Origin of the sequence: Aurantiacibacter zhengii (assembly GCF_003584125.1) — a bacterium.
In the GTDB taxonomy this organism is placed as follows: domain Bacteria; phylum Pseudomonadota; class Alphaproteobacteria; order Sphingomonadales; family Sphingomonadaceae; genus Alteraurantiacibacter; species Alteraurantiacibacter zhengii.
The window spans coordinates 164,850-186,119 of sequence record NZ_QXFL01000002.1 but is presented as its reverse complement, the minus strand read 5'-3'; the positions used below and the strand labels follow the sequence as shown (position 1 = coordinate 186,119).

The 21,270-nt window shown below is 64.2% G+C and carries 26 protein-coding genes; 9 read left to right on the top strand and 17 right to left on the bottom strand.

Features of this window, described 5'->3' with window-relative positions; all coding sequences use genetic code 11:
- The 3 genes from nusB to hisG are packed head-to-tail and all read right to left on the bottom strand — an operon-like array spanning position 1 to position 2,425.
- Positions 1-453: a transcription antitermination factor NusB gene (gene nusB, locus D2V07_RS04670; protein WP_119585262.1), complete on the bottom strand. Its 453-nt coding sequence runs from the start codon at positions 451-453 to the stop codon at positions 1-3.
- Complete coding sequence (hisD, locus tag D2V07_RS04665) at positions 453-1,745, bottom strand: histidinol dehydrogenase (protein ID WP_119585260.1); 1,293 nt, start codon at positions 1,743-1,745, stop codon at positions 453-455. The genes nusB and hisD overlap by 1 nt, the downstream gene beginning before the upstream one ends.
- The gene (gene hisG, locus D2V07_RS04660; protein WP_119585258.1) at positions 1,745-2,425 is read right to left on the bottom strand and encodes an ATP phosphoribosyltransferase; all 681 of its coding nucleotides are present in this window, start codon (positions 2,423-2,425) and stop codon (positions 1,745-1,747) included. The genes hisD and hisG overlap by 1 nt, the downstream gene beginning before the upstream one ends.
- 42 nt (positions 2,426-2,467) lie before the next feature.
- Between hisG and D2V07_RS04655 the strand changes: the two genes are divergently transcribed.
- Positions 2,468-3,541, top strand: coding sequence for a DUF2332 domain-containing protein (locus D2V07_RS04655; RefSeq protein WP_119585256.1), 1,074 nt, complete (start codon positions 2,468-2,470; stop codon positions 3,539-3,541).
- A 2-nt stretch (positions 3,542-3,543) separates the two neighbouring features.
- On the opposite strand, the gene D2V07_RS04650 is transcribed toward D2V07_RS04655, so the two are convergent.
- The 5 genes from D2V07_RS04650 to D2V07_RS04630 are packed head-to-tail and all read right to left on the bottom strand — an operon-like array spanning position 3,544 to position 6,873.
- Positions 3,544-4,443, bottom strand: a complete 900-nt coding sequence (locus D2V07_RS04650) for an alpha/beta fold hydrolase (protein ID WP_119585254.1) — start codon at positions 4,441-4,443, stop codon at positions 3,544-3,546.
- Between the two features lie 2 nt (positions 4,444-4,445).
- Entirely contained in the window at positions 4,446-4,946 is a 501-nt protein-coding gene (locus tag D2V07_RS04645; RefSeq protein WP_119585252.1) for an FKBP-type peptidyl-prolyl cis-trans isomerase, read from the bottom strand.
- Positions 4,947-4,972: 26 nt separating this feature from the next.
- Positions 4,973-5,875, bottom strand: coding sequence for a pirin family protein (locus tag D2V07_RS04640; protein WP_199698731.1), 903 nt, complete (start codon positions 5,873-5,875; stop codon positions 4,973-4,975).
- Between the two features lie 15 nt (positions 5,876-5,890).
- Positions 5,891-6,598, bottom strand: a complete 708-nt coding sequence (locus tag D2V07_RS04635; RefSeq protein ID WP_119585250.1) for a glutathione S-transferase — start codon at positions 6,596-6,598, stop codon at positions 5,891-5,893.
- Entirely contained in the window at positions 6,595-6,873 is a 279-nt protein-coding gene (locus tag D2V07_RS04630; RefSeq protein WP_199698730.1) for a BolA family protein, read from the bottom strand. Before D2V07_RS04630 ends, D2V07_RS04635 begins: the two co-directional genes overlap by 4 nt.
- Positions 6,874-6,927: 54 nt before the next feature.
- Here D2V07_RS04630 and D2V07_RS04625 point away from each other — a divergent pair, with 54 nt between their 5' ends.
- Entirely contained in the window at positions 6,928-7,518 is a 591-nt protein-coding gene (locus D2V07_RS04625; RefSeq protein ID WP_119585246.1) for a J domain-containing protein, read from the top strand.
- On the opposite strand, the gene D2V07_RS04620 is transcribed toward D2V07_RS04625, so the two are convergent.
- From D2V07_RS04620 to D2V07_RS04595, 6 genes are read right to left on the bottom strand one after another with little or no spacing between them, the layout of a single operon-like run.
- A complete protein-coding gene (locus D2V07_RS04620) occupies positions 7,515-8,393 on the bottom strand; it encodes an oxygenase MpaB family protein (protein WP_119585244.1) in 879 nt (292 codons plus the stop codon). The genes D2V07_RS04625 and D2V07_RS04620 overlap by 4 nt on opposite strands.
- Positions 8,394-8,432: 39 nt before the next feature.
- A complete protein-coding gene (locus D2V07_RS04615) occupies positions 8,433-9,038 on the bottom strand; it encodes a glutathione S-transferase family protein (RefSeq protein ID WP_119585242.1) in 606 nt (201 codons plus the stop codon).
- Between the two features lie 52 nt (positions 9,039-9,090).
- Positions 9,091-9,531, bottom strand: coding sequence for an SRPBCC domain-containing protein (locus D2V07_RS04610; protein WP_119585240.1), 441 nt, complete (start codon positions 9,529-9,531; stop codon positions 9,091-9,093).
- Between the two features lies 1 nt (position 9,532).
- A complete protein-coding gene (locus D2V07_RS04605; RefSeq protein ID WP_119585238.1) occupies positions 9,533-10,018 on the bottom strand; it encodes a VOC family protein in 486 nt (161 codons plus the stop codon).
- On the bottom strand, positions 10,015-10,809 hold the full coding sequence (locus D2V07_RS04600) for a VOC family protein (RefSeq protein ID WP_119585236.1): 795 nt from the start codon (positions 10,807-10,809) through the stop codon (positions 10,015-10,017). The genes D2V07_RS04605 and D2V07_RS04600 overlap by 4 nt, the downstream gene beginning before the upstream one ends.
- Before the next feature lie 3 nt (positions 10,810-10,812).
- Complete coding sequence (locus D2V07_RS04595) at positions 10,813-11,169, bottom strand: DUF1428 domain-containing protein (RefSeq protein ID WP_119585234.1); 357 nt, start codon at positions 11,167-11,169, stop codon at positions 10,813-10,815.
- Between the two features lie 65 nt (positions 11,170-11,234).
- Here D2V07_RS04595 and D2V07_RS04590 point away from each other — a divergent pair, with 65 nt between their 5' ends.
- The 4 genes from D2V07_RS04590 (at position 11,235) to D2V07_RS04575 (ending at position 16,924) form a co-directional block, all read left to right on the top strand.
- Complete coding sequence (locus D2V07_RS04590) at positions 11,235-11,939, top strand: winged helix-turn-helix transcriptional regulator (RefSeq protein WP_119585232.1); 705 nt, start codon at positions 11,235-11,237, stop codon at positions 11,937-11,939.
- A gap of 60 nt (positions 11,940-11,999) precedes the next feature.
- Complete coding sequence (locus D2V07_RS04585; protein WP_119585230.1) at positions 12,000-12,980, top strand: AAA family ATPase; 981 nt, start codon at positions 12,000-12,002, stop codon at positions 12,978-12,980.
- Between the two features lie 92 nt (positions 12,981-13,072).
- Positions 13,073-14,683 (top strand): M28 family peptidase, encoded by a 1,611-nt coding sequence (locus D2V07_RS04580; protein ID WP_119585228.1) that lies wholly within the window; start codon positions 13,073-13,075, stop codon positions 14,681-14,683.
- 75 nt (positions 14,684-14,758) lie between these two features.
- Positions 14,759-16,924, top strand: a complete 2,166-nt coding sequence (locus D2V07_RS04575) for a transglycosylase domain-containing protein (RefSeq protein WP_119585226.1) — start codon at positions 14,759-14,761, stop codon at positions 16,922-16,924.
- A gap of 11 nt (positions 16,925-16,935) precedes the next feature.
- Here the strand turns inward: D2V07_RS04575 and D2V07_RS04570 are convergent, their stop codons facing one another.
- Genes D2V07_RS04570 through fmt form a run of 3 tightly spaced genes read right to left on the bottom strand, consistent with a single transcriptional unit; the run spans position 16,936 to position 19,704 of the window.
- Positions 16,936-18,048, bottom strand: coding sequence for an alcohol dehydrogenase catalytic domain-containing protein (locus D2V07_RS04570; RefSeq protein ID WP_119585224.1), 1,113 nt, complete (start codon positions 18,046-18,048; stop codon positions 16,936-16,938).
- 4 nt (positions 18,049-18,052) lie between these two features.
- Positions 18,053-18,802, bottom strand: coding sequence for a tRNA pseudouridine(38-40) synthase TruA (gene truA, locus D2V07_RS04565; RefSeq protein WP_119585222.1), 750 nt, complete (start codon positions 18,800-18,802; stop codon positions 18,053-18,055).
- On the bottom strand, positions 18,799-19,704 hold the full coding sequence (fmt, locus tag D2V07_RS04560; protein ID WP_119585220.1) for a methionyl-tRNA formyltransferase: 906 nt from the start codon (positions 19,702-19,704) through the stop codon (positions 18,799-18,801). Before fmt ends, truA begins: the two co-directional genes overlap by 4 nt.
- A gap of 114 nt (positions 19,705-19,818) precedes the next feature.
- On the opposite strand from fmt, the gene recR reads away from it, so the two are divergent.
- From recR to D2V07_RS04545, 3 genes are read left to right on the top strand one after another with little or no spacing between them, the layout of a single operon-like run.
- Positions 19,819-20,415 (top strand): recombination mediator RecR, encoded by a 597-nt coding sequence (gene recR, locus D2V07_RS04555; RefSeq protein WP_119585218.1) that lies wholly within the window; start codon positions 19,819-19,821, stop codon positions 20,413-20,415.
- Positions 20,416-20,466: 51 nt separating this feature from the next.
- Complete coding sequence (gene def, locus D2V07_RS04550) at positions 20,467-21,030, top strand: peptide deformylase (RefSeq protein WP_119585216.1); 564 nt, start codon at positions 20,467-20,469, stop codon at positions 21,028-21,030.
- A complete protein-coding gene (locus tag D2V07_RS04545; RefSeq protein ID WP_119585215.1) occupies positions 21,030-21,227 on the top strand; it encodes a hypothetical protein in 198 nt (65 codons plus the stop codon). The genes def and D2V07_RS04545 overlap by 1 nt, the downstream gene beginning before the upstream one ends.
- The last annotated feature ends 43 nt before the right edge of the window (positions 21,228-21,270 follow it).

The following is a 21,270-nucleotide window of genomic DNA, read 5'->3' as shown; positions in this document are numbered from 1 at the left end:
TCAGCTCCGCACCTCTTTCGCCACGGCATCGAGAACGCCGTTCACGAATTTCGCCTCGCGCTCGTCGAAGAAAGCATGGGCGACGTCCACATATTCGCTGATCGCGGTGGCCTTTGGCACATCCTGCCGGGCCATCAGTTCGTAGGTGCCGCAGCGCAGGATCTGCAGCATGGTCTTGTCCAGCCGGGCAAGCGTCCAGCCCTCGGCCAGTTTTGCCGTCAGTGCCGCGTCGATTTCCTCGTCCCGCGCGATGACGCCGGACACGATATCATCGAAGAAGTCGACTTCGGCTTCCTCGTACTGCTCGTCCTCGATTTCCGCGCCCAGGCGGTGCTGGTGGAATTCGTTGAGCAGGCGCGCGGTCGGCGTCTTTTCCATGTGGCGCTGGTAGAGGGCCTGCACGGCGGCAAGGCGGGAGGCGGAGCGGGCGCGCGAACGCGCGGGAGTGTTCATTACAGTCTGACCTTTACGCTGGCGGCATGGGCGGGGAGGCCTTCGATCTCGGCCAGGGTCACGGCGGCAGGGCCCAGTTCGCCCAGTGCCTTTTCATCCAGCGAGATAAAGCTGGTTCGTTTCATGAAATCGAGCACCGAAAGCCCGCTGGAAAAGCGCGCCCGGCGCCCGGTAGGAAGCACGTGGTTCGGCCCGGCGACGTAATCGCCGATGGCCTCTGGCGTATGGCGACCAAGGAAGACGCTGCCCGCGTGGCGAATGCAGTCGAAGATTGCTTCGGGATCGTCGGTGGCGATCTGTACGTGTTCGGCGGCCAGGCGGTCGGCAAGGGCGGGCGCATCGTCCAGCAGGCTATCCACCACGATCACGACGCCGTGCGTTTCCCAACTCTGCCGGGCCACGCCCTTCGTGTCGATCTGGGCGAGCAACACGTCCACCGCGTCTTCCACGGCGGCGGCATAGCCTTCGTCGTCGGTGATGAGGATGGACTGGCTGGAGGGATCGTGTTCGGCCTGACTCAGCAGGTCCGCGGCGATCCAGTCGGGATCGTTCTCCTCGTCGGCGATCACCAGGATTTCGCTGGGCCCGGCCACCATGTCGATGCCGACCACGCCGTATAGCTGGCGCTTGGCCTCCGCCACCCAGGCATTGCCGGGGCCGACGATCACGTCGACCGGCTGGATGCGCTGCGTGCCGTAGGCGAGCGCGGCAATCGCCTGCGCTCCGCCGACGCGCCACACCTCGTCCACCCCGCAGATATGCGCGGCGGCCAGCACCAAGTCGTTCATCTGACCGCGCGGAGTAGGCGTGGTGACGACGAGGCGATCGACACCCGCAACCTTCGCGGGGATGGCGTTCATCAGCAGGCTGGAGGGATAGGCTGCCCGGCCACCGGGCACGTAGAGGCCCGCCGCTTCCACCGCGCTCCACCGTGCGCCGAGACGCACGTTCTTCTCGTCGCGATAGTCGCGGTCCTGCGGAAGCTGCCCTTCGTGGTAGGCACGGATACGCTCCGCCGCCATCACCAGCGCCTGGCGCACATCGGGTATCAGCATGTCGAAAGCGGCCCTGCACTGGTCCTTGCCGATGCGCCAGCTGGAAAGGTCGGCGGTCAGCGCGTGCTTGTCATAGCGCATGGACAGATCGACCAGCGCATCGTCGCCCTTCTGGCGCACCTGCTGGATGATCGCGCGCACATCGGTCGCGACATTCTCGTCGCTTTCGCGCCGGTCGTTCACGATGCGGGCGAACTGCTTTGCAAAATCCTCGGAATTGGCGTTCAGGCGGCGCATCAGGCGGCCTTCCTTTCGGCGCGCTCGCGAAAGCGTTCGACCAGCGCAGAGACGCGCGGATCGGTTTTCATCGCGGCGCGGTTCACGATCAGGCGGGCGCTGACCTGCATGATGGTGTCCTTTTCGACAAGGCCGTTCGATTTCAGGGTGCTGCCGGTGGAAACCAGGTCGACGATCCGCCCGGCCAGTCCGCAAGAGGGGGCCAGCTCCATCGCGCCGTTTAGCTTGATGCACTCGGCCTGGATGCCCTTCGCCTCGAAATAGCGGCTGGTTATGTTGGGATACTTGGTTGCCACGCGCAGATGGCTGGCCTTGCCGTACTTGTAATCCACCGGCTCCTTCGGCTCGGCAATCGACAGCCGGCAGGCGCCGATGCCGAGATCGACCGGGGCGTAAAGCTCCGAATAGTCGAACTCCTCAATCACGTCGGAGCCGACGATGCCCACCTGCGCGGCGCCGAAAGCGACGAAGGTGGCGACATCGAAGGCACGCACGCGCAGGATGCGCATGGTGCCGGTTTCGTCGGCAAAACTGAGCGAGCGATCCAGCTTGTCGTGAAACGCGCTTTCCGGCACGACGCCGGCTTCTGCCATCACGGGCAGGGCTTCATCCAGGATGCGGCCCTTGGGCAGGGCGAATATCAGCGGCCCAAAGCGGTTTTGGTCGGAACTCTCGGTCATGGCCGCGCGATTTAGGGGCACGAGGCGAAAAGGGCAATGCGAATGGCAGACGGCGACGAAACGATGGCGATGGAAATCGAAAGCGTGCCAGGGGCGCTGGAGTGGCACGCCAACTATTGCGAGCGATCGAATGCGCCGATCACCGCCCGCGTGATACGCAGCCTGCTGGCCCTGATGGAAACCGACACCGCCAGCGGGCGGCGCCTTGCCCAGTGGGCTGGGCGCGGGATCGAGGATGCTTTGGCCCTGCGCGTGGTCGGCGGCCTTCACAGCCTCAGCCTTTCGGGCGAGGAACCGCGCCTCGAACCGGTGTTCCAGGGCCTGATTACCGACCAGGCCCAGGTCGATGCCATCGTGTGCGATGCGGCACGCACCTTCGACCACCGCCTGTTGCCGTGGTTCGATGGTCCCCCGCAGACCAACGAGGCCGGGCGGTCCGCCAGCGTGATGGGCGCGCTGCTCTGGCTTTCCCGGCAACTGGGGCCGCGCTTCGAACTGAACGAAATCGGGGCGAGCGCCGGGATCAACACCATGATGGCGCGTTTCGTGTTCGACCTTGGCGGCACGACTGTTGGACCCAGCCTGTCCTCTATCCGCATCGAGCCGGAATGGCGCGGCGATGCTCCGCCGCCGGGCACGGTCGAAATCGTAGAAGCCACGGGCTGCGACATTGCGCCTGTCGATCTCACCGATGAAAGACAGGCCGAGCGGCTGCGCGCCTATATCTGGGCAGATGCGCATGATCGGATGGCGCGCATGGATGCAGCCATCGCCATGGCCAAACGCATGCCGCCGGAGGTGCAGCGGATGGATGCCGCCGAATTCGTGGCTGCGCGGCTTGCGCGCCCGCAGGAAGAAGGCGTTACCCGCGTGTTTTTCCACACGATCATGTGGCAGTATCTGCCCCAGCCGACAGCCGACGCGATAACTGCCGCCATCGAGGCCGCGGGGGATCAGGCGACATCCGAAAAGCCGCTGGCGTGGATCCGGCTGGAGACCAACCGCGAGACCTTCAGGCACGAATTGACCGTGCGATACTGGCCGGGCGGGGCGGACGAATGGACCCTGCTTGCACAGGCCCATCCGCACGGCGAGTGGGTGGAGTGGAACGGGTAGGGCTAGTCCGTCCGGCGGAGAAACCCTTCCAGCGCGGCGTTCACCGCATCGGGTGCTTCCCACGGCACGAAATGCCCGGCGCCTTCGATCCTTTCGATCGTCAGGTCCGACACTACTTCGTCCAGCCCATCGATATTGCCGGGCAGCAATGCCTCGTCACCGGTACCCCAAACCACCAGCGTCGGAATTTCGATCTTCGGCATCGGCGGCGGTGAATACTCGGGCGGCAGGCCGAAGGGATCATCCATAGACGGCACCGAAACGGCGCTGGCACGATACCAGTTCAGCATGGCGAAACTGGTTTCGGGATCGGTCCACTGCTGCATCAGCAGCGGCAGTTCGGCAGGATCGTACTGCGGTCGGGCATCCCACGTCAGCGCAGTCTGCAACAGCCCGGCAAGGCCGAACTCGGCGATCACCGCATCGTGCGCCGGATCGCGGAAGGTGCGCATGTACTGGCTGGCTCCGCGCTGGGCGGGATCGGTCAGCAGCAGGCGCTGGAAGATCACCGGGTGCGGCGCATTGGCAATTACTGCTCGGGTCACATGGCCGGTCGCCTGTCCGAAGGCTGCCACCAGCCACGCCAGCGCGCCGCCCCAGTCGTGACCGACGATGGTATAGGTGCCCAGTTCCAGCGTCTCGGCAAGGTGCGCGATATCCTGGATCAGCGCCATCGTCTCGTAGTGCTCGGCACCCTGGGGCTTCGAGGAATTGCCATAGCCGCGCTGGTCGGGCGCGATGCAGCGATAGCGATCGGAAAGGTGCGCGATCTGGTGCCGCCAGGTGCGATGGTTTTCAGGAAAGCCGTGCAGGAACACCAGCGCAGGCGCATCGCGCGGGCCTGTGTCCCATACGTCCAGTTCGATGCCGGTGGGCAGCTTTACGCGGGCAAGATCGCTCATGCTCAAACTCCCTTGCTGGGAATGGCGAGCAGTTCGATGGTGAACAGCAGCGTCGCGCCGCCCGGTATCGGGCCGCGACCCTGAACGCCGTAAGCCGAGGTGGCAGGGATGGCGATCTCCGCCGTGTCTCCCACGCCCATGTACGGGATGGCGACCTGCCAGCCACGGATCAGGCCGGAAAGAGGGAAGGTGGCGGGTTCGCCGCGTTCCACCGAACTGTCGAACACCTCGCCATCGATAAAGCTGCCGGTGTAGTGGATGGTAATCTGGTCCTGTACCGTGGGCGCAGGGCCGCGGCCGTCGCCCGCCACGCGGCGAAACTTGATGCCGCCGTCCAAGGTGGCCCAGCCGTCCGCGCTCGTGCGTGAGTGCAGAGCGGCCTGCTGGTTATTGTGCCATTCGATGCTGCCCGGTTCGCCCGGTGCAGGTTCCATCCGGTCTTGCGCGATGGCAGCGGTGGTAAAAACGATGGCGGCGGCGAGGGTGTAGAGTGCTGTCTTCATGGCCGCGCTTCTAGCAGCAAAATCGCCTACGGGTAGCTGACAGTTTTGGGCTGGCCATCGGGCAAAGGAATGAATTCCGCGTCGTCGCCCGGCACCGCGGCAAAGCGCCGCTCGCGCCAGTCTTCCTTGGCCTGCTCGATCCGCTCCCTGTCGGAGCTGACGAAGTTCCACCACACGTGACGCTTGGTGGCAAAGGCTTCGCCGCCCAGCAGCATCACGCGCCCGCCATAGCGGCTCGCCAGTTTCATGGCCGCCCCGGGTTTCAGAACGACAAGGTCGTAGAGCTGCATCGCCGCGCCGTCGATGGTGGCATCGCCGCCCACCAGCATCACCGCGCGCTCGTCCGCTTCGGCGTCGATGGGCACGGAGCCGCCTTCCTGCAGCAGGATTTCGGCATAGATCGTTTCGGCATGGCAGGTGGTGGGCGCGCGTTCGCCCCACAGCTTGCCCATGATCACCTGTGCGCGGGCACCATCGCCATCGATCCAGGGCAGGTCGCTGACAGCTTCGAAAGCCGGGTCGATCTCCTCCTGGCCATCGGGCAGGGCAAGCCAGGTCTGCATGCCGTACAGGCTTGGACCCTTCTCACGCTCCGCCAGCGGGCTGCGTTCCGAATGAACGATGCCGGTGCCGGCCGTCATCAGGTTCACGGTGCCGGGATGGATGGTGGAGAAGGTGCCGATGGAATCGCGGTGGTCGATCGCGCCCTCGAAAAGCCAGGTGACGGTGGCAAGGTTGATATGCGGGTGCGGGCGCACGTCCATGCCGCTGCCTAGATCGAGCTGGGCCGGGCCGAACTGGTCCACGAACACGAAGGGGCCGACCATCCGGCACTCCTTCGAGGGCACGGCACGCCGGACGGTAAAATCGCCAAGATCGTGGCTGACGGGGGTGACGGTCTTGAGGATATTGTCGGTCGCTATATTCATGACCAAGAGACGCTCCTATTGCTCGTCCAGTTCCTCGTAATGGCGGAAGATGCCATCCTCGTTGAACTCCATCCGCCGCTCGCTGGCGAGGTAATCGGCCAGCGGCTCGATCTCCGGCACCGCGCCCTGCAGCCCTTCCAGGTTGACCCAGGTGCCCTGCATTTCCTTCATGTAATTGGGGAACATGTAATCCAGCCCCTCCATGATCTGGAACAGGCTGGTGTCGACGTGCGTAGGCTGCTGGCCCAACATGAAGGGGCCGCCGTTGGCCGCCAGAGCATTGTCGAAATGGATGAGGTATTTCGGGATGCGCTGGCCGCGGAAATGGGCGGCCTTCTCGAAGGCGGCCTCCATCTGGTCCGCGTAATAGAGTTCATTCGCAACCGGGTGGTGGACGGAGTGGATCTCTTCCACGAAATCCGCGATGTCGAGTTGCAGCTGGAAGAGTTGCAGGTCAATCTCCATCTCGCCCGAGCCAAGTCCCTCCTTGTCGGAAAGGTACTGCAGGATCAGCGCGGTCTGGCCGATCACCACCTCGTCATCCACGATATAGGGCGGTGCGAAGGGACGGATGCCTTCCAGGCTGTGCATGTGCTCCACCAGGGCGTCGGCGCTCTGCTCGCGCGCCATGTCGGTATAGTCGAGCTGGAACGCCTCGCAGAACAGGCGCACGAATTCGCCGCGACCGGGGATCTGCGGCCAGTACCACAGTTCGATGCTCAAGATGCCTCTCCCGGCGCGATACACTTCATGGCGAAGGCATGGACGCGCTCGCCCGGGATGTCGCCTAATGCGCCCAGCACCATGCGTTGGCGGGCGAGGCGGTTCTTGCCTTCGAAATGGGGGCTTTCCACGATCACGGTGAAGTGCGATTCGCCGCTGCCGTCGTCACCGGCATGGCCGTGGTGCCTCGCGCTGTCGTTGATGACTTCCAGCCGCGTGGGAGCCAATGCGCCGCGCAGCAGCGTTTCGATTTCTTGTGCAACAGGTCCGCTCATGCGCCCCAATTGGGGGTTCCAATCGCGCGGTGCAATCCCCATCAAGGGGCGTTCATGCGTAACCAACGATTCTACGGCCGATACGAGAGCGAGGGAAGGGTGTGCGAGCACCCCACCTGCCGCGAGGCGGGCGAATTTCGCGCTCCGGGCACACGGGGCAACAGTTTCGACGGGCCGGGCGAATGGCGCTGGTTCTGCCTCGAGCACGTGCGCGAGTTCAACGCCGGGTACGACTGGTTCGAAGGCATGAACGCGGACGAAATCTATGCCGCCCAGGCTCCCGGCTCAGGCTGGAATACCGAAAGCGCGGCTTTCAGACCGACGGCGGGCATGGACGGGATGCCGCGCTGGGCGGACTTCCACGATCCGCTGGACGCCATCGGCGCGCGCGCGGCGGATATTCGCAGGGCGGCGCAGGGGCGCAGCTATGCCGAGCACAGCCGTTTTACACCCCGCGAGCGGGAGGCGCTGACCGTGATGGGGCTGGGGCCGAAAGCCGACAGGCCGGAACTGCGGCGGCGCTATTCGGAACTGGTGCGGCGCTATCACCCCGATCGCAACGGCGGCGACCGTGCTTACGAAAACCGGCTACAGCGCGTGGTGGAGGCCTACCAGTTACTTCGCCGGGCGGAGGCCTTCGGCTAGGCGGAGCCGCCACCGGGCTTCTGCCGGAACGCCCAGCGAAGGGTCCTGCCCATCGCGTTAGTCACCAGCTTTGACGGGGTTGCCTGCCAGCCGGGCCGTTCCAGCGCCAGCATGGTGCGGGCAAACGGCGGGATCAGGTCAACCGCCGCATTGGCGAGGAAAGGCTGCACCGCGCCGCTGGCGCCTTCGATGCGCTTGTTCACGATCAGGTCGGCGACCTCGCGCGCTTCGGGTGAACTGCGCAAGTCACCGCGCAATTCCCGGAAGATCGCCATGGCCTCTGCCTTCGTTTCCGGCACGGGGTCAGCGCCCAGGCCGCGGGCGATGACGGCGAACTGGCGGAAGTACTCGTCCTGCTCCGCCATCGGCATGTTCGGGCGAACGTGGGTGAGCCATGCTTCGAGGAACATCAGCGATTCCGTCACATGCACCCATGCCAGGGTGCGCGGATTGGTGGCGGAATAGGGCGTGCCATCGGGCAGGGTGCCTTGCACCTTGGAGTGGATTGTGTTGACGCGGGCGATCGCGGCCTCTGCATCGTCGCGGTGGCCATAGGTGGTGACCGCGATGAAGCGGGCCGTGCGGCGCAGGCGGCCATGCATGTCGGCGCGGAAGTTGGAGAAATCCAGCACGCCGCGCAGGGCATGGGGATGCAGCATCTGCAGCAGCAGCGCGGCCATCCCGCCCACCATCATGCTCACCACGTCGGCATGGACCATGCGGATTGGCGTATCCTTCGCGAACAGCGCCTCGTCCGAGGGCGGCACCGGGGTTTCCCCCTTGGCCGTATCGTTGAATGCGGCGCGCACGCCCTGCACCAGCTTCTGCCGGGCGAATTCAATCGGGCCAAACTGAGGGGGATCGGGCCTTGCCATCCCGGATATGTGGGGCAGGGCGCTGCGAAATGCGAGGGCTCAGTCGCCCAGGCTACCCAGCGTTGCCTTGTACGCCGCGCGCTCCTGCAGCCGCGACTGGTAGGCGCGGAAGGACGGCCGATCTGTCAGCGTGCTGAAATTCAGGCCCCAGTCGATCTGGCTGCCGACATAGACATCGGCCATCGTGAAGCGGTCTCCGCAGGTGAAATCATGGCTCTGGAACCAGATATCCAGCGTATCGACCACGCGTTCGAAGCTGCCGAAGCCGGAGGTCATCTCCTGCTTCGCATCCTTCGGCTCCCATCCCATCGCGCGATTGGTGATCGCGGCCTCGGCAGGCCCGGCGGCGAAGAACAGCCAGCGGAAATAGTCGGCCTTTTCCTCTGCGCGCGGCAGCAGGTCGGGCGCTTCCATCTCGGCGAGGTAGTGACAGATAGCCGCAGCCTCACTCACTACCTTGTTACCGAATTCGGCATGATGAATGATGGTGGGGATCTTGCCCATCGGGTTGGCCTCGAGCAATTCGGCGGGCTTGTCCTCCCACTCCACCATGGCAAGTTTCGGCTCCACACCCGCTTCGGCAAAAGCCCACTGCACGATCAGCGCGCGGCTCATCGGATTGAAGAACAAGGTGTAGTCGCTCATCGGTCATCTCCCCGGGATTTCGTGCGGAACAATACAGGAACAGGCAGGAAGGTCAATCGCCCTCGCAGATCGCCTTCAACTGCGCGGCGCAGGCCTCCCACCCTTGGATGAAACCCATTTCCTCGTGCGCCTTTCGATCTTCCTCGCGCCAGTGGCGAGCGCGAGCGGTGTAGCGCGTGCCGTCGCCTTCCTGCTCGATTTCCCAGATGCCGATCATGAATGGGCCGGCGGGCTGCAGATCCCCCGTCACGGCATCGGTGGAGGCGAAGCGACGCCCTTCGTCCCATGCGAGATACACGCCTTCTTGCGGCATTTCCTCACCATCGGGCCCGCGAAACACCGCCTTGTTGATGCCGCCCGCGCGCTTCTCCTGCTCCACGACGTCGCAGCGCCAGGGGCTGGGGCAGAACCATTCGCCCTGCCGGTTGGCCATCACGTCCCACACCTTGTCGGTGGGGGCGTCGATATAGGTCGTTACGCTCAGTTCCTGCATGTCATTCTCCGGCAATTGCCGCCTCTATCTCGGCGTGGTTGATCTTGCGCATGGCCGACATGGCCTGGAAAGCGCGCTTTGCAGCTGCCCGGTCGGTGCTCGCAATTGCGGCAGTGAGGATACGCGGCGTAATCTGCCAGTTCACACCCCATTTGTCCTTGCACCAACCGCACATGCTTTCCTGTCCACCGTTTCCCACGATGGCATTCCAGTACCGGTCGGTTTCCTCCTGCGTATCGGTCGCGATCTGGAAGGAAAAGGCTTCGGTGTGAGGAAAGCGGGGTCCGCCGTTGAGACCAAGGCATGCCACCCCGCAGACAGTAAAGTGCACAGTGATGACCTGGCCCTCACGGTTGCCGGGATTGTCGGCAGGCGAAAGGTTTACGGCCTGCACGGCGCTGTCCGGAAAGACGGAGGCGTAGAAGCGCGCAGCCGCCTCCGCCTCGGTATCGTACCAGATGCATATGGTGTTTTTCGGGATCGTCATGCCGCCCTCCGTCCGACAAGCCCGACCGCCGCGCCGGCCGGGTCGAGTGCGACAATGATGTGATCGTCGTTCGGCACTTCGTGCGGGCCGTGCATGACACTGCCGCCATTGGCCTCGACCGCTGCCTTTGCCGCGTCGATATCGGCCACGCGGAAATAAGTCATCCAAGCACTGGGCATGCCTTCGGGTTTCATCGAGCCGATGGCGCCGATGCCGACATCGCCGTGCATGATGAACTTGTAGATGTGATCGCCCGGCATCCCCATCTCCCCGTCCATGTGCCAGTCGAACAGGGCGGTGTAGAACGCGATCTGTTCGACCGCGGCATGGGTGTTCAGCTCGTTCCACGCGGCGTGACCGGGCGCGTCGGGTTTGAAAACATCGCTTTGTGCGTCGGGATCGTCCGCAGGCGGTGTGGGGGCCATGACGTAGAATGGCGCGCCTTGCGGGTCGGCAAGCATGGCGATGCGACCTATGCCGTCCATGCTGGTTGCTGCCATCAGCACGGCCGCGCCCATGCCCGTGGCCTTGGTAACGCTGGCGTCGACATCGGTCACATCGAAGTAAATCGCCCAGAATGGCTGTGCGCCGTGCTCTGCCATTTCCTTCGTCAGCGTCAGCAAGCCGCCTGCATTCGCGCCGTCCGCGCGCTTGATCTCACGGTATTGCGAGCCGTTGGGAATGTCATTGCCCTCAGCCGGAATGTCCCAGCCCATTACCGCCTTGTAGAAGGGAGCGACTTTCGCAGGGTCGGGCGCCATCAGTTCGTACCAGATCGGAAAACCGCCCATCGCTCAGTCCCTTCCGTGCGTGAAGATCGGAGAGAACCCGCCCCAGATCATGCGCATGCCGTCGAACGGCATCTCCATGCCCTCGGTCCAGAACTCGTCCTCCTCCATGCGTTTGTGGGAGGCTTCGCAGGTCGCCTTGTCGGGCCAGATCATCCACGAGAATACGATCTTTTCGCCATCCTTCGCCTGCGTAGCCTTGCGGAAGTCGGTAACCTTGCCATCGGTGACATCCTCTTCCCATGCCTCCATGATCTCGATCACACCGTATTCGGCGAATTTTTCCGCGGCCTTGGCAGCAAGGGCGCGATAGGCCTCCTTGTTGCCCTCCGGAACGGCGATCAGGAATCCCTGCACATACATCGGTTCTCTCCTTCCCAACGACTCGACTTGCCAAAACATCCTCCAATGAGTTACTAAAAGCAACTATGAAGTTACAAAAAGAAACCAAAAAGGATCTGGCACACGGGAAATGGTATGGCGACGCTTGCGGTACGGCTTTCGGGCTGGAGGTGCTGGGAGAGCGGTGGTCGATGCTGGTCGTGCGCGAATTGATGCTGGGTGCGCGCCGCTTTTCCGACCTGCGAGCCAGCCTGCCGGGCATCAGCGCCAAGGTGCTGACCGAACGGCTGGAAACGTTGGCCGTGTGGGGCGTGCTGGAAAGGAAACAGACGCCCCCCCCCGCATCGGTGCAGGTCTATGAACTGACCGAGTGGGGTTATGCGGCGGACAAGGCGATCAATGAACTTGGCCGCTGGGCTGCGCGTTCGTGCCACCACGACCCGAATCTGCCGCTGTCTGCGTCGTCCCTGATGGCATCCATGCGCACGATGCAATTGCCCGCGCTGGCAGACGCGCCGGACATGACGATCGGCTTCGATCTGGGCGGGGAAGCCTATCAGGCGACTGTCCGTGAGGGGCAGTTCAGCACGCGGCGAGTGGCTGAGGCATGCGGCGACGCAGTGCTGCGGGCTTCCAGTGCGCGGCCTGTGGCGGGTGCTCTCTATTCCGGCATGACACTGGAGATGCTGGAAGCCGAGGCGGGGCTGGTGATCGAAGGGGATCGCGCGCTGGCAAAGCGCTTTACCACCATGTTCGCGCTGCCGCCGAAACTGGATGCTAGCGGCGACTGACCCCATGGGCCTATATCTGTGTTGCAGCCGCTTCCTCTCCCGTCTAGGCAGCGCGGCGAGATGAATGACATGACCAGCACCGAAACCGGCAGCACCCTGATGGCTGCACCCGACACGCAAGTGGACGTTCGCGAGACCTTCGGGATCGACGTCGACATGAAAGTCCCCGCCTTTACCGAGGCGGACGAGCGCGTGCCCGATACCGATGACAGCTACGTGTTCGATCCCGACACGACGCTGGCGATCCTGGCGGGCTTTGCCCACAATCGCCGTGTAATGATCCAGGGTTATCACGGAACCGGCAAGTCGACCCATATCGAACAGGTCGCCGCGCGCCTGAAATGGCCGACCATCCGCATCAACCTGGATGCCCATATCAGCCGTATCGACCTGGTGGGCCGCGATGCCATCGTGCTGCGCGATGGCCTGCAGGTGACGGAATTTCGCGAAGGCCTGCTGCCGTGGGCGCTGCAGCACCCGGTTGCGCTGGTGTTCGACGAATACGACGCTGGCCGGCCGGACGTGATGTTCGTGATCCAGCGCGTGCTGGAACAGGCGGGCAAGCTGACCCTGCTGGACCAGAACCGCGTGATCCGCCCCGATCCCCATTTCCGCCTGTTCGCCACGGCCAACACCGTGGGCCTGGGCGATACTAGCGGCATGTATCACGGCACGCAGGCGATCAACCAGGGCCAGATGGACCGCTGGAACATCGTCGTCGGCCTGAACTACCTGCCCGCCGAGACCGAGCGCCAGATCGTCGGCGCGAAGACCAAGCTCGACGAGAAGACCGTGGCCGACATGATCCGCGTGGCGGACCTGACGCGGCAGGGCTTCATGAACGGCGATATCTCCACCGTGATGAGCCCGCGTACCGTCATCACCTGGGCGCAGAACACCGAGATTTTCGGCAACGCGGGCTACGCCTTCCGCCTCAGCTTCCTCAACAAGTGTGACGAGGCCGAACGGATGCTGGTGGCCGAATACTACCAGCGCGTGATGGGCGAGGACCTGCCCGAAAGCGTTGTCGGCAAGGCGTAAATCTGCGCGTATCCGCGTTTCGTCGATTGTTCACTTGCCAGCCACGCACTTGTGGCTAGCAGTTGCCCTTTCTTCGAACCGGGGACGTTCACTTGATCAACCGACTTTCCGCAGCAGCGCTGGGCGTTGCCGCTTCGCTGGCCATTTCCACTGCCGCCGCCGCCGATACCGTGGACCGGGAAGCGCTGGAACGTGACACGACGATCCTTGCTGCCGACGACATGGAAGGGCGGGAGGCAGGAACGCGCGGGCATGAACGGGCGGCGGGCTATGTCGCCGGGCGCTTTGCGTCGCTGGGGCTGCGTCCGGCGGGCGATGACGGGACCTACTTCCAGAACGTGCCGATGCGCCGGTTCGAGCGCGCGGAAGAGGGCAATTCCATTGCCATTGAGGGGCTGGGCGAACTGGAAATGTTCGTCGACTACACCGTGTCCGGTACGGCGCAGCAGGAAAGCGGCACCATCACCGCGCCGCTGGTATTCATCGGCTATGGCCTCGACCTGCCGGACCGCGACGACTTTGCCGGTGTCGATCTGGAAGGCGCGGTGGCTATTCGCGCCTACGGTGCGCCCGAAGGCCTGAATTCCGAGGAAAATGCCCACTACCGCTCCACGCTCAACGAGCGCCTTTCCGAGCGCGGCGCAATCGGTGTCTTGCTGCTGTCCAGCCCCAAGCTGGAAGAGGTTTACGATTGGGAGCGCATGGTGGAGATCACCAGCCACGGTTCCTCGATGACATGGGTTGGCCCGGATGGCCGCGCCAATTCGATCGGTCCGAACATCCTCGCCTCCGGCTATCTCTCTCCCACGCTTTCGCGCCAGCTGCTGGAGGGGCAGGCATTCGATTACGATGATCTTGCCGCCGCAGAAGAAACTCCTGAAGCGATCCTTCCCAGCTTTGCCCTGGGGCGCGAAGTTACCATTTCCTTCGCCAGCACCTTCGAGGATATCGATACGCCCAACGTCATCGGCCTGATACCCGGCTCCGACCCGGACCTTACCGACGAATACGTGGTGCTGACCGCGCATCTCGATCACGTCGGCGTGCAGCCGACGGCGGAAGAGGGCGATGACGAGATCTACAACGGCGCGCTCGACAATGCCGTGGGCGTTGCCAGCATGATCGAGGTCGCTCGCCTGCTGGAACAGGAACCGCCGCGCCGCCCGGTGCTGGTGGTGGCGCTGACCGCAGAGGAGAAGGGGTTGCTCGGCTCCAGCTATAACGCAGCCAACCCCACGGTGCCCGGCGATCAGGTGGTGGCCAATGTCAATCTGGACATGCCCATTGCCACTTACGACTTCGCAGACGTGGTGGCCTTTGGCGCGGAGCGTTCGAACCTCTACCCACAGGTTGTCGCGGCGACGCAGGCCCACGGGCTGACGCTCAGCCCCGACCCGCAGCCGGAACAGGGGTTTTTCACCCGGTCCGACCAGTATTCCTACGTGCTGCGCGGCATCCCGGCAGTCTATCTCGACCTGGGCTTCGCTAATGGCGGGGAAGAAGCGCAGGGCGTGGTGCTGCGCGACCATTACCACCAGGCATCGGACGAGGTCGACCTGGTCGATTTCGCGGTCCTCGAACGGTTCACCGCGGTCAATCACGACATCGCACGCAATGTCGCCAACATGGATGAAACGCCCGCTTGGAACGCCGATGATTTTTTCGGCGTGCATTATGGCGGGCGGCTGATCGGGCAGGATTGAGGCTGGTTTCATCGCAGTTTCATCTCCACCCTCGTATTGCGTGTGTTGTTTTGCTAACACACTGATGTGACTCGCATGTGGCGCAACCCCTTCAAGCGGCCAGAGCCGGAGCAGGATCGCTGGACCGAGCGTGATCTAGCGCTGGAGTCCGCCCCCTGGACTCCGCTGCACGGGCTGGACGACGACGACTTCGGCCCGCAGGCTGCGCCGCCCCGCCACTATGACCGCGAACGCTATCGCGAGGGGTGGCGACGATTCCTGCCCGAACGCGCGCGGGGCCGGGGAAAGCTCTGGTGGGCCAGCCGGATTTTCGCCGCGATCATCGCCGTTTTTATCTTGCTTGTGGCCTGGCTGGCCATCACCGCGCCGCTATCGAAAAGCCTGGAGCCGATCGCGCCGCCGCAGATCACCCTGCTGGCCGCTGATGGCACGCCCATTGCGCGCAACGGTGCCATGGTGGACGAGCCGGTACAGGTGTCTGAATTGCCCGAACACGTGGTGCAGCCCTTCCTCGCCATCGAGGACCGGCGCTTCTACGATCACTGGGGCATCGATCCGCGCGGGGTGGGCCGGGCGCTGTTCATGGGCGTGGGCGGCGGCTCCACCATAACCCAGCAGCTGGCGAAGTTCACTTTCCTGACCCCTGAGCAGACGCTGACCCGCAAGGCGCGCGAGGCCCTGATTGCGCTGTGGCTGGAAAGCTGGCTGACCAAGGACGAGATCCTCGAGCGATATCTTTCCAACGCCTATTTCGGCGACAACATGTACGGTTTGCGGGCCGCGTCGCTGCACTATTTCTACCGCCAGCCGGAAAACCTGCGCCCCGAACAGGCCGCCATGCTGGCCGGGCTGTTGCAGGCACCCAGCAGGCTTGCCCCCACGCGCAATCCGGATCTTGCCGCGCAGCGATACGCGCTGGTGAAGAATGCCATGGTCGCCGCCGGATACATCACGCAAGGCCAGGCCGATGCGATGCGCGTGCCCGAACTGGACGTGCGCACCCGCAACGACGTGCCCACCGGCACATATTTCGCGGACTGGGCGCTGCCCGCCGCGCGCGAGCAGAGCGAGATGAACTACTCGCGCCAGACCATCACCACGACGCTCGACAGCAACCTGCAGGCCGCTGCCAACCGCGTGATCCAGCGTGCGCCGCTGGGCGGGGCGCAGGTGGCACTGGTGGCGATGCGGCCCAACGGAGAGGTCGTTGCGATGGTGGGCGGCAAGGACTATTCCGAAAGCCCGTTCAACCGCGCCACGCAGGCGCGCCGACAGCCCGGCTCCACCTTCAAGCTGTTCGTCTATCTGGCCGCACTGCGCAACGGCTGGAACCCGGATGACCGGATTTCCAACGCTGAGTTCACCGAGGGCAGTTACCAGCCGAGCAATTCCAACGGCCGCTATTCCGAGAGCCTGACGCTGCGCGAGGCCTTCGCCCAGTCGTCGAATGTCGCCGCCGTGCGGCTTTTCAACGAAGTGGGCAGCGAAGCGGTGATCGAGACTGCGCGCGAGCTGGGCGTTTCCTCCCCGCTGCCCGAAGGCGATCCCAGCATGGCGCTGGGAACTTCCACCATGAGCCTGCTGGAACTGACCGCCGCCTATGCCGGTGTGGCCGCCAACAGCTTTCCCGTCGATCCCCATGCCTTTGCTGCCGAGGAAGGGGGCTGGTTCGACTGGATACTGGATGGGCAAGGCAATCTTGGATCGAGCGATCACGAGGCCATCGAGGACATGCTGCGCACCGCGATCAATGCGGGCACCGGGCGCGCGGCGACGCTTTCCATTGCCAACTACGGCAAGACCGGCACCACGCAGGACAACCGCGACGCGCTGTTCGTGGGCTATGCAGGCGAGGGGGAGAACCGCCTGGTGGTGGGCGTGTGGATCGGCAACGACGACAACTCGCCGCTGGGCAACGTCTACGGCGGCGGACTGCCCGCGCGTATCTGGCGCGATTTCATGCGCGCCGCGCTGGGTGCCAGCGCCGCTCCGCCGCGTGCCACGCCATCACCCGATCCCAGCGGCCCGGTGCAGCCGCAGGACGTGCCCGAGCTGCAGGATATCCCGCTGGGCGATAACCGCCGCCTTATCATCAACGATGAAGAGGCGGTGCTATCGACCGATATCGAAGGCGTGCCGCTGGAAGTGCGCGTGCGCGACGGGGCCTTCTCGTTCGAACTGGACGAGGAAGCCGCGCGTCGCGAGGTGGAGCGGCGGGTGGAAGAAGCGGGGCAGCAGTAGCGCGAAGGCGCTCAGCCGTGCGGCGTGACCAGGTATTTCTCTCCGGTCGACATTTGCGCGTAGTCCATCATGGCATCCTTGGTGAGCATGCCTTCCAGATCGACCCGGGTCTTGTAGGAACTGGCAAAGGTCGTCTTCAGCCCCTGCTGCACCCGCTGGCGCAGGGCCATCATGGTCTGCATGTCGCAGCTTTCGAGGAAGGGCATCAGCAGCCAGCCCGAGACGGTCCAGGAAAAACCATAGCTGGGCGTCAGGATCGTCGGCGCCAACTCCAGCCGGCCGTAGATGTACATCTTCTTCTGCTTGTTCGAGCCGTAACGGCTGTACTCGGTCATTTCCTTCGCCGCGACGCGCTCCATCGCGCGCAGGCAAGTGTCGGTGGTCTGTCCGCCGCCGATGGGATCGAAGCCGAGGAACGCCCCGGTCGCGCCTACGGCTTCGGCCAGCTTTTTCTCGAAATCACCGTCCGAGCTGTTCACGACATGCGCCGCGCCCTGGTCCTTCAGCAACTGCGCCTGTTCTTCCTTGCGCACGATGTTGACGAGGCCAAGCCCGTCTTCCTGGCAGATGCGGTTCAGCATCTGACCCAGGTTCGAAGCGGCTGCGGCGTGGATGATCGCGCTGTGCCCCTCGCGCTTTGCGGTTTCGGCAAAACCCAGCGCAGTCATGGGGTTGACGAAGGAACTTGCGCCTTCTTCGGAGGTGTGATCGCCCAGCGGCAGGCACATCATGGCATCGGCGATGGCATATTCGCTGAACGCGCTGCCCGGTACGCAGGCCACGCGCTGACCCAGCAGCGCCTGCGCCATTTCGCCTTCACCCGCAGCGATCACCTCGCCCGCGCCTTCGTTGCCGACTTTCTGCGGCTTGCCCTTTCGCGCGGCCTGTCCGGCGGCGACTTGCGGGGCAACGGGCATCACCACCTTGCCCGGCGAATATTCGGCCATCTGCAGATCGGCACCGGTGGTCATCAGGAACAGGTCGGACGGATTGATCGGCGCTGCTTCCATCTTCACCAGCACCTGGTTTCCGGTCGGCTGGGGGAAGGTCTTCTCCTCCAGCTCCAGCACCATGGTGTTGTCGGCGGTGAGCGTGGATGTGAGCTGGCGTCCGGTGGTAGTCATGCGGTTATTCCTCTTCCGGGTATGTGGCTTTTACGAAATACAGCCCCTCGGGCGGGGCGTTGAGACCTAGCGCGGAGCGGTCTTTCGCTTCCAACGCCTCAGCCATCTGTTCTATCCTCCAAGTGCCTTGGCCGACAAGCGCAAGACACCCCACCATCGAGCGGACCTGGTGATGCAGGAAGCTGCGCGCGGCGGCACGCACGATCACCGCGTCGCCCTCGCGGGTGACATCGAGCCGGTCCAGCGTTTTTTCCGGACTGGCCGCCTGGCAGTGCGCGCTGCGGAAGGTGGTGAAATCGTGTTGTCCGACCAGCGCCTGCGCCGCCTCGTGCATGGCCTCGGCATCCAGCGGGCGGGCGACATGCCAGGCGCGGCCTCTTTCCAGCGTGAGCGGTGAGCGGCGATTGCGGATGCGGTATTCGTAGCTGCGCCCGATGCAGGAAAAGCGCGCGTGCCAGTCGTCGGGTTTTACCTCGCAGTGCGTGATGGCTACCGGGTCAGGCCGCAGCCTTGCATTGAGCGCTTCCATCAGCCGGAATGGCTCGATGTTCTTCGCGATATCGAGATGGCTGCGCATGGCAAGGGCATGGACGCCGCTGTCGGTACGCCCGGCGCTGTGCAGGGTGACGGTTTCTCCGGTCACGGCCAGGGCGGCCTCCTCCACGCTCTGCTGCACGCTGGGGCCGTCTGCCTGCCGTTGCAGGCCAAAGAACGGGCCGCCGTCGAATTCGATCGTAAGCGCGAACCGGGTCATCCGGCACTCATGCCTTGCGAAACGGCATTGCCGCGTAGGAAATCGTCCAGCGCCATGGCAGGCTTTCCGGCGCGTTGCAGGGTCACCGGGCGGATCGCGCCGGTGCCACAGGCGATGGTCAGGCGCTCGTCCAGCACGGTTCCGGGCGTTCCGCTCACGTCCGCCAGTTCCGCGCGCAGCAACTTGATGCGCTCTCCATCCAGTTCGAACCAGCTGCCGGGGAAAGGCGAGAAAGCGCGCACTTCGCGCTCCAGCACTTCGGCAGGCTTGGTGAAATCGAGTTTCGCTTCCGCCTTGCTGATCTTGGGAGCGTAGGTGGCAAGCGTGTCGTCCTGCCGTTCGGCCTCCAGCGTGTCGATCTGCGCGAGCGCCTGCACCATCAGCCGCGCGCCCATCTGCGCGAGTTCGTCGTGCAGTTCGCCGGTCGTCTTGCGATCAACCGGCGTCGCACCTTTCAACAGCATCGGGCCGGTGTCGAGGCCAGCCTCCATGCGCATGATGGTGATGCCGGTCTGCGCATCGCCTGCCTGTATCGCCCGGTGGATGGGTGCCGCCCCGCGCCAGCGCGGCAGCAGTGATCCGTGGACATTCAGGCAACCGTGTATCGGCGCGTCCAGGATGGGCTGGGGCAATAGCAGGCCGTAGGCGGCCACCACGGCCACGTCGGCCTCCAGCGTGGCGAACGCGGCCTGTTCGTCGGCGCCTTTCAGGCTGGCGGGATGGCGCACTTCGATCCTTAGTTGCTCTGCCCGCGCGTGAACGGGGGAAGGCCGCTCCTTCTTCCCGCGACCGGCGCGGCTGGGCGGCTGGCTGTAGACGGCCGCCATCTCGTGCCCGGCATCCACCAGCGCATCCAGCGTCGGCACCGCGAAATCGGGCGTTCCCATGAAGATTATGCGCACTACTTCTCTTATCCGTGACCCTGAGCTTGTCGAAGGGCTGTCCTTACTTCAGTGCGAGGGAAAAGGAAGGGCAGGGCTTCGACAAGCGTGGCCCATTCGGTCTAGGAAGTAGCAATGGCCTCTAGCGAAATCGAAAACCTGGCCTCTGCCCTGGCGCGCCTGCCGGGCCTCGGCCCGCGCTCGGCGCGCCGCGCAGTGCTGTGGCTGGTGAAACACCGCGAAACCGCGCTCGACCAGGTGCTCGATGCGCTGGGCACGGTGAAGGAAAAGCTGGTGGAGTGCGACACCTGCGGCAACGTGGATACGCAGAACCCGTGCACCATCTGCGCCAATCCGAAGCGCGACCCCAAGTCCATCTGCGTGGTGGAGGACGTGGCGGACCTGTGGGCGCTGGACCGTGCGCGGCTGTTCACCGGCACGTTTCACGTGCTGGGCGGCAGACTTTCCGCGCTCGACGGCATCAGGCCCGAGGACCTTGCGATCGACAGCCTGCTGGGCCGCGTGGAGCAGGGCGGAGTGGATGAGGTGGTGCTGGCAATGAACGCCACGCTGGAGGGGCAGACCACCGCGCACTACATCGCCGAGCGGCTGGAAGGGCACCCGGTGCGCATCACCCAGCTTGCCCATGGCCTGCCGGTGGGCGGAGAACTGGACTACCTCGACGAAGGTACTCTGGCCCAGGCGCTGCGGGCGCGGCGCCCCTTGGGGTGATCGTGCAACCGGCAATTGCAGGTTAAGCACAGGCTCCCTATACTTGCAGGCATGGCTATTCGTGAAATCCTGGAAGCGCCGGATCCCCGGCTGAAAGTCGTCTCGTCTCCGGTGGAGACATTCGACGATAACCTGAAAACCCTCGTCGATGACATGTTCGAGACGATGTACGCCGCGCATGGCATCGGGCTGGCCGCGATCCAGGTGGGCGAACCGATCCGCCTGCTGGTGATCGACCTGCAGGAAGAAGACCCCGATGCAGAGCCGGTGCCCTGCGATCACGATGGGCATGCCCATACGCACCAGCCGATCATCAACGATCCGCGCGTGTTCGTGAATCCCGAAATCCTCAATCCGTCGGACGATACCAAGAGCTACCAGGAAGGCTGCCTTTCGGTGCCCGACATTTACGCCGACGTGGAACGCCCGTCCAAATGCCGGGTGCGCTGGCAGGATCTCGAGGGGAACACCCACGAAGAGGAAATGGACGGCATGCTGGCGGTCTGCATCCAGCACGAGATGGACCACCTCAACGGCATCCTGTTCATCGACCACCTCAGCCGCCTGAAGCGGTCGATGGCGCTTAAGAAGCTGCAAAAGGCGCGTGCTGCCTGATGCAGCGGATGAGCTGGAAGCAGTCAGCGATCAGTGGGCTGCTTTTTGCGGTCGGCATTTCGCTGTGGGATTTGTTTCGCCATTCTCCGGAGATGGGTGAACTGGCGACCCGGTTCGCGTTCTCGTTCGTCACGTTCACCGTGGGTTACCGGTTCATCCTGAACAGGCTCGCCCGGCGCGAGGCGCAAGACCGGTAACGGGGTATCGAAGCCGATAACAGAAAAGGGCACCAGCACGGCG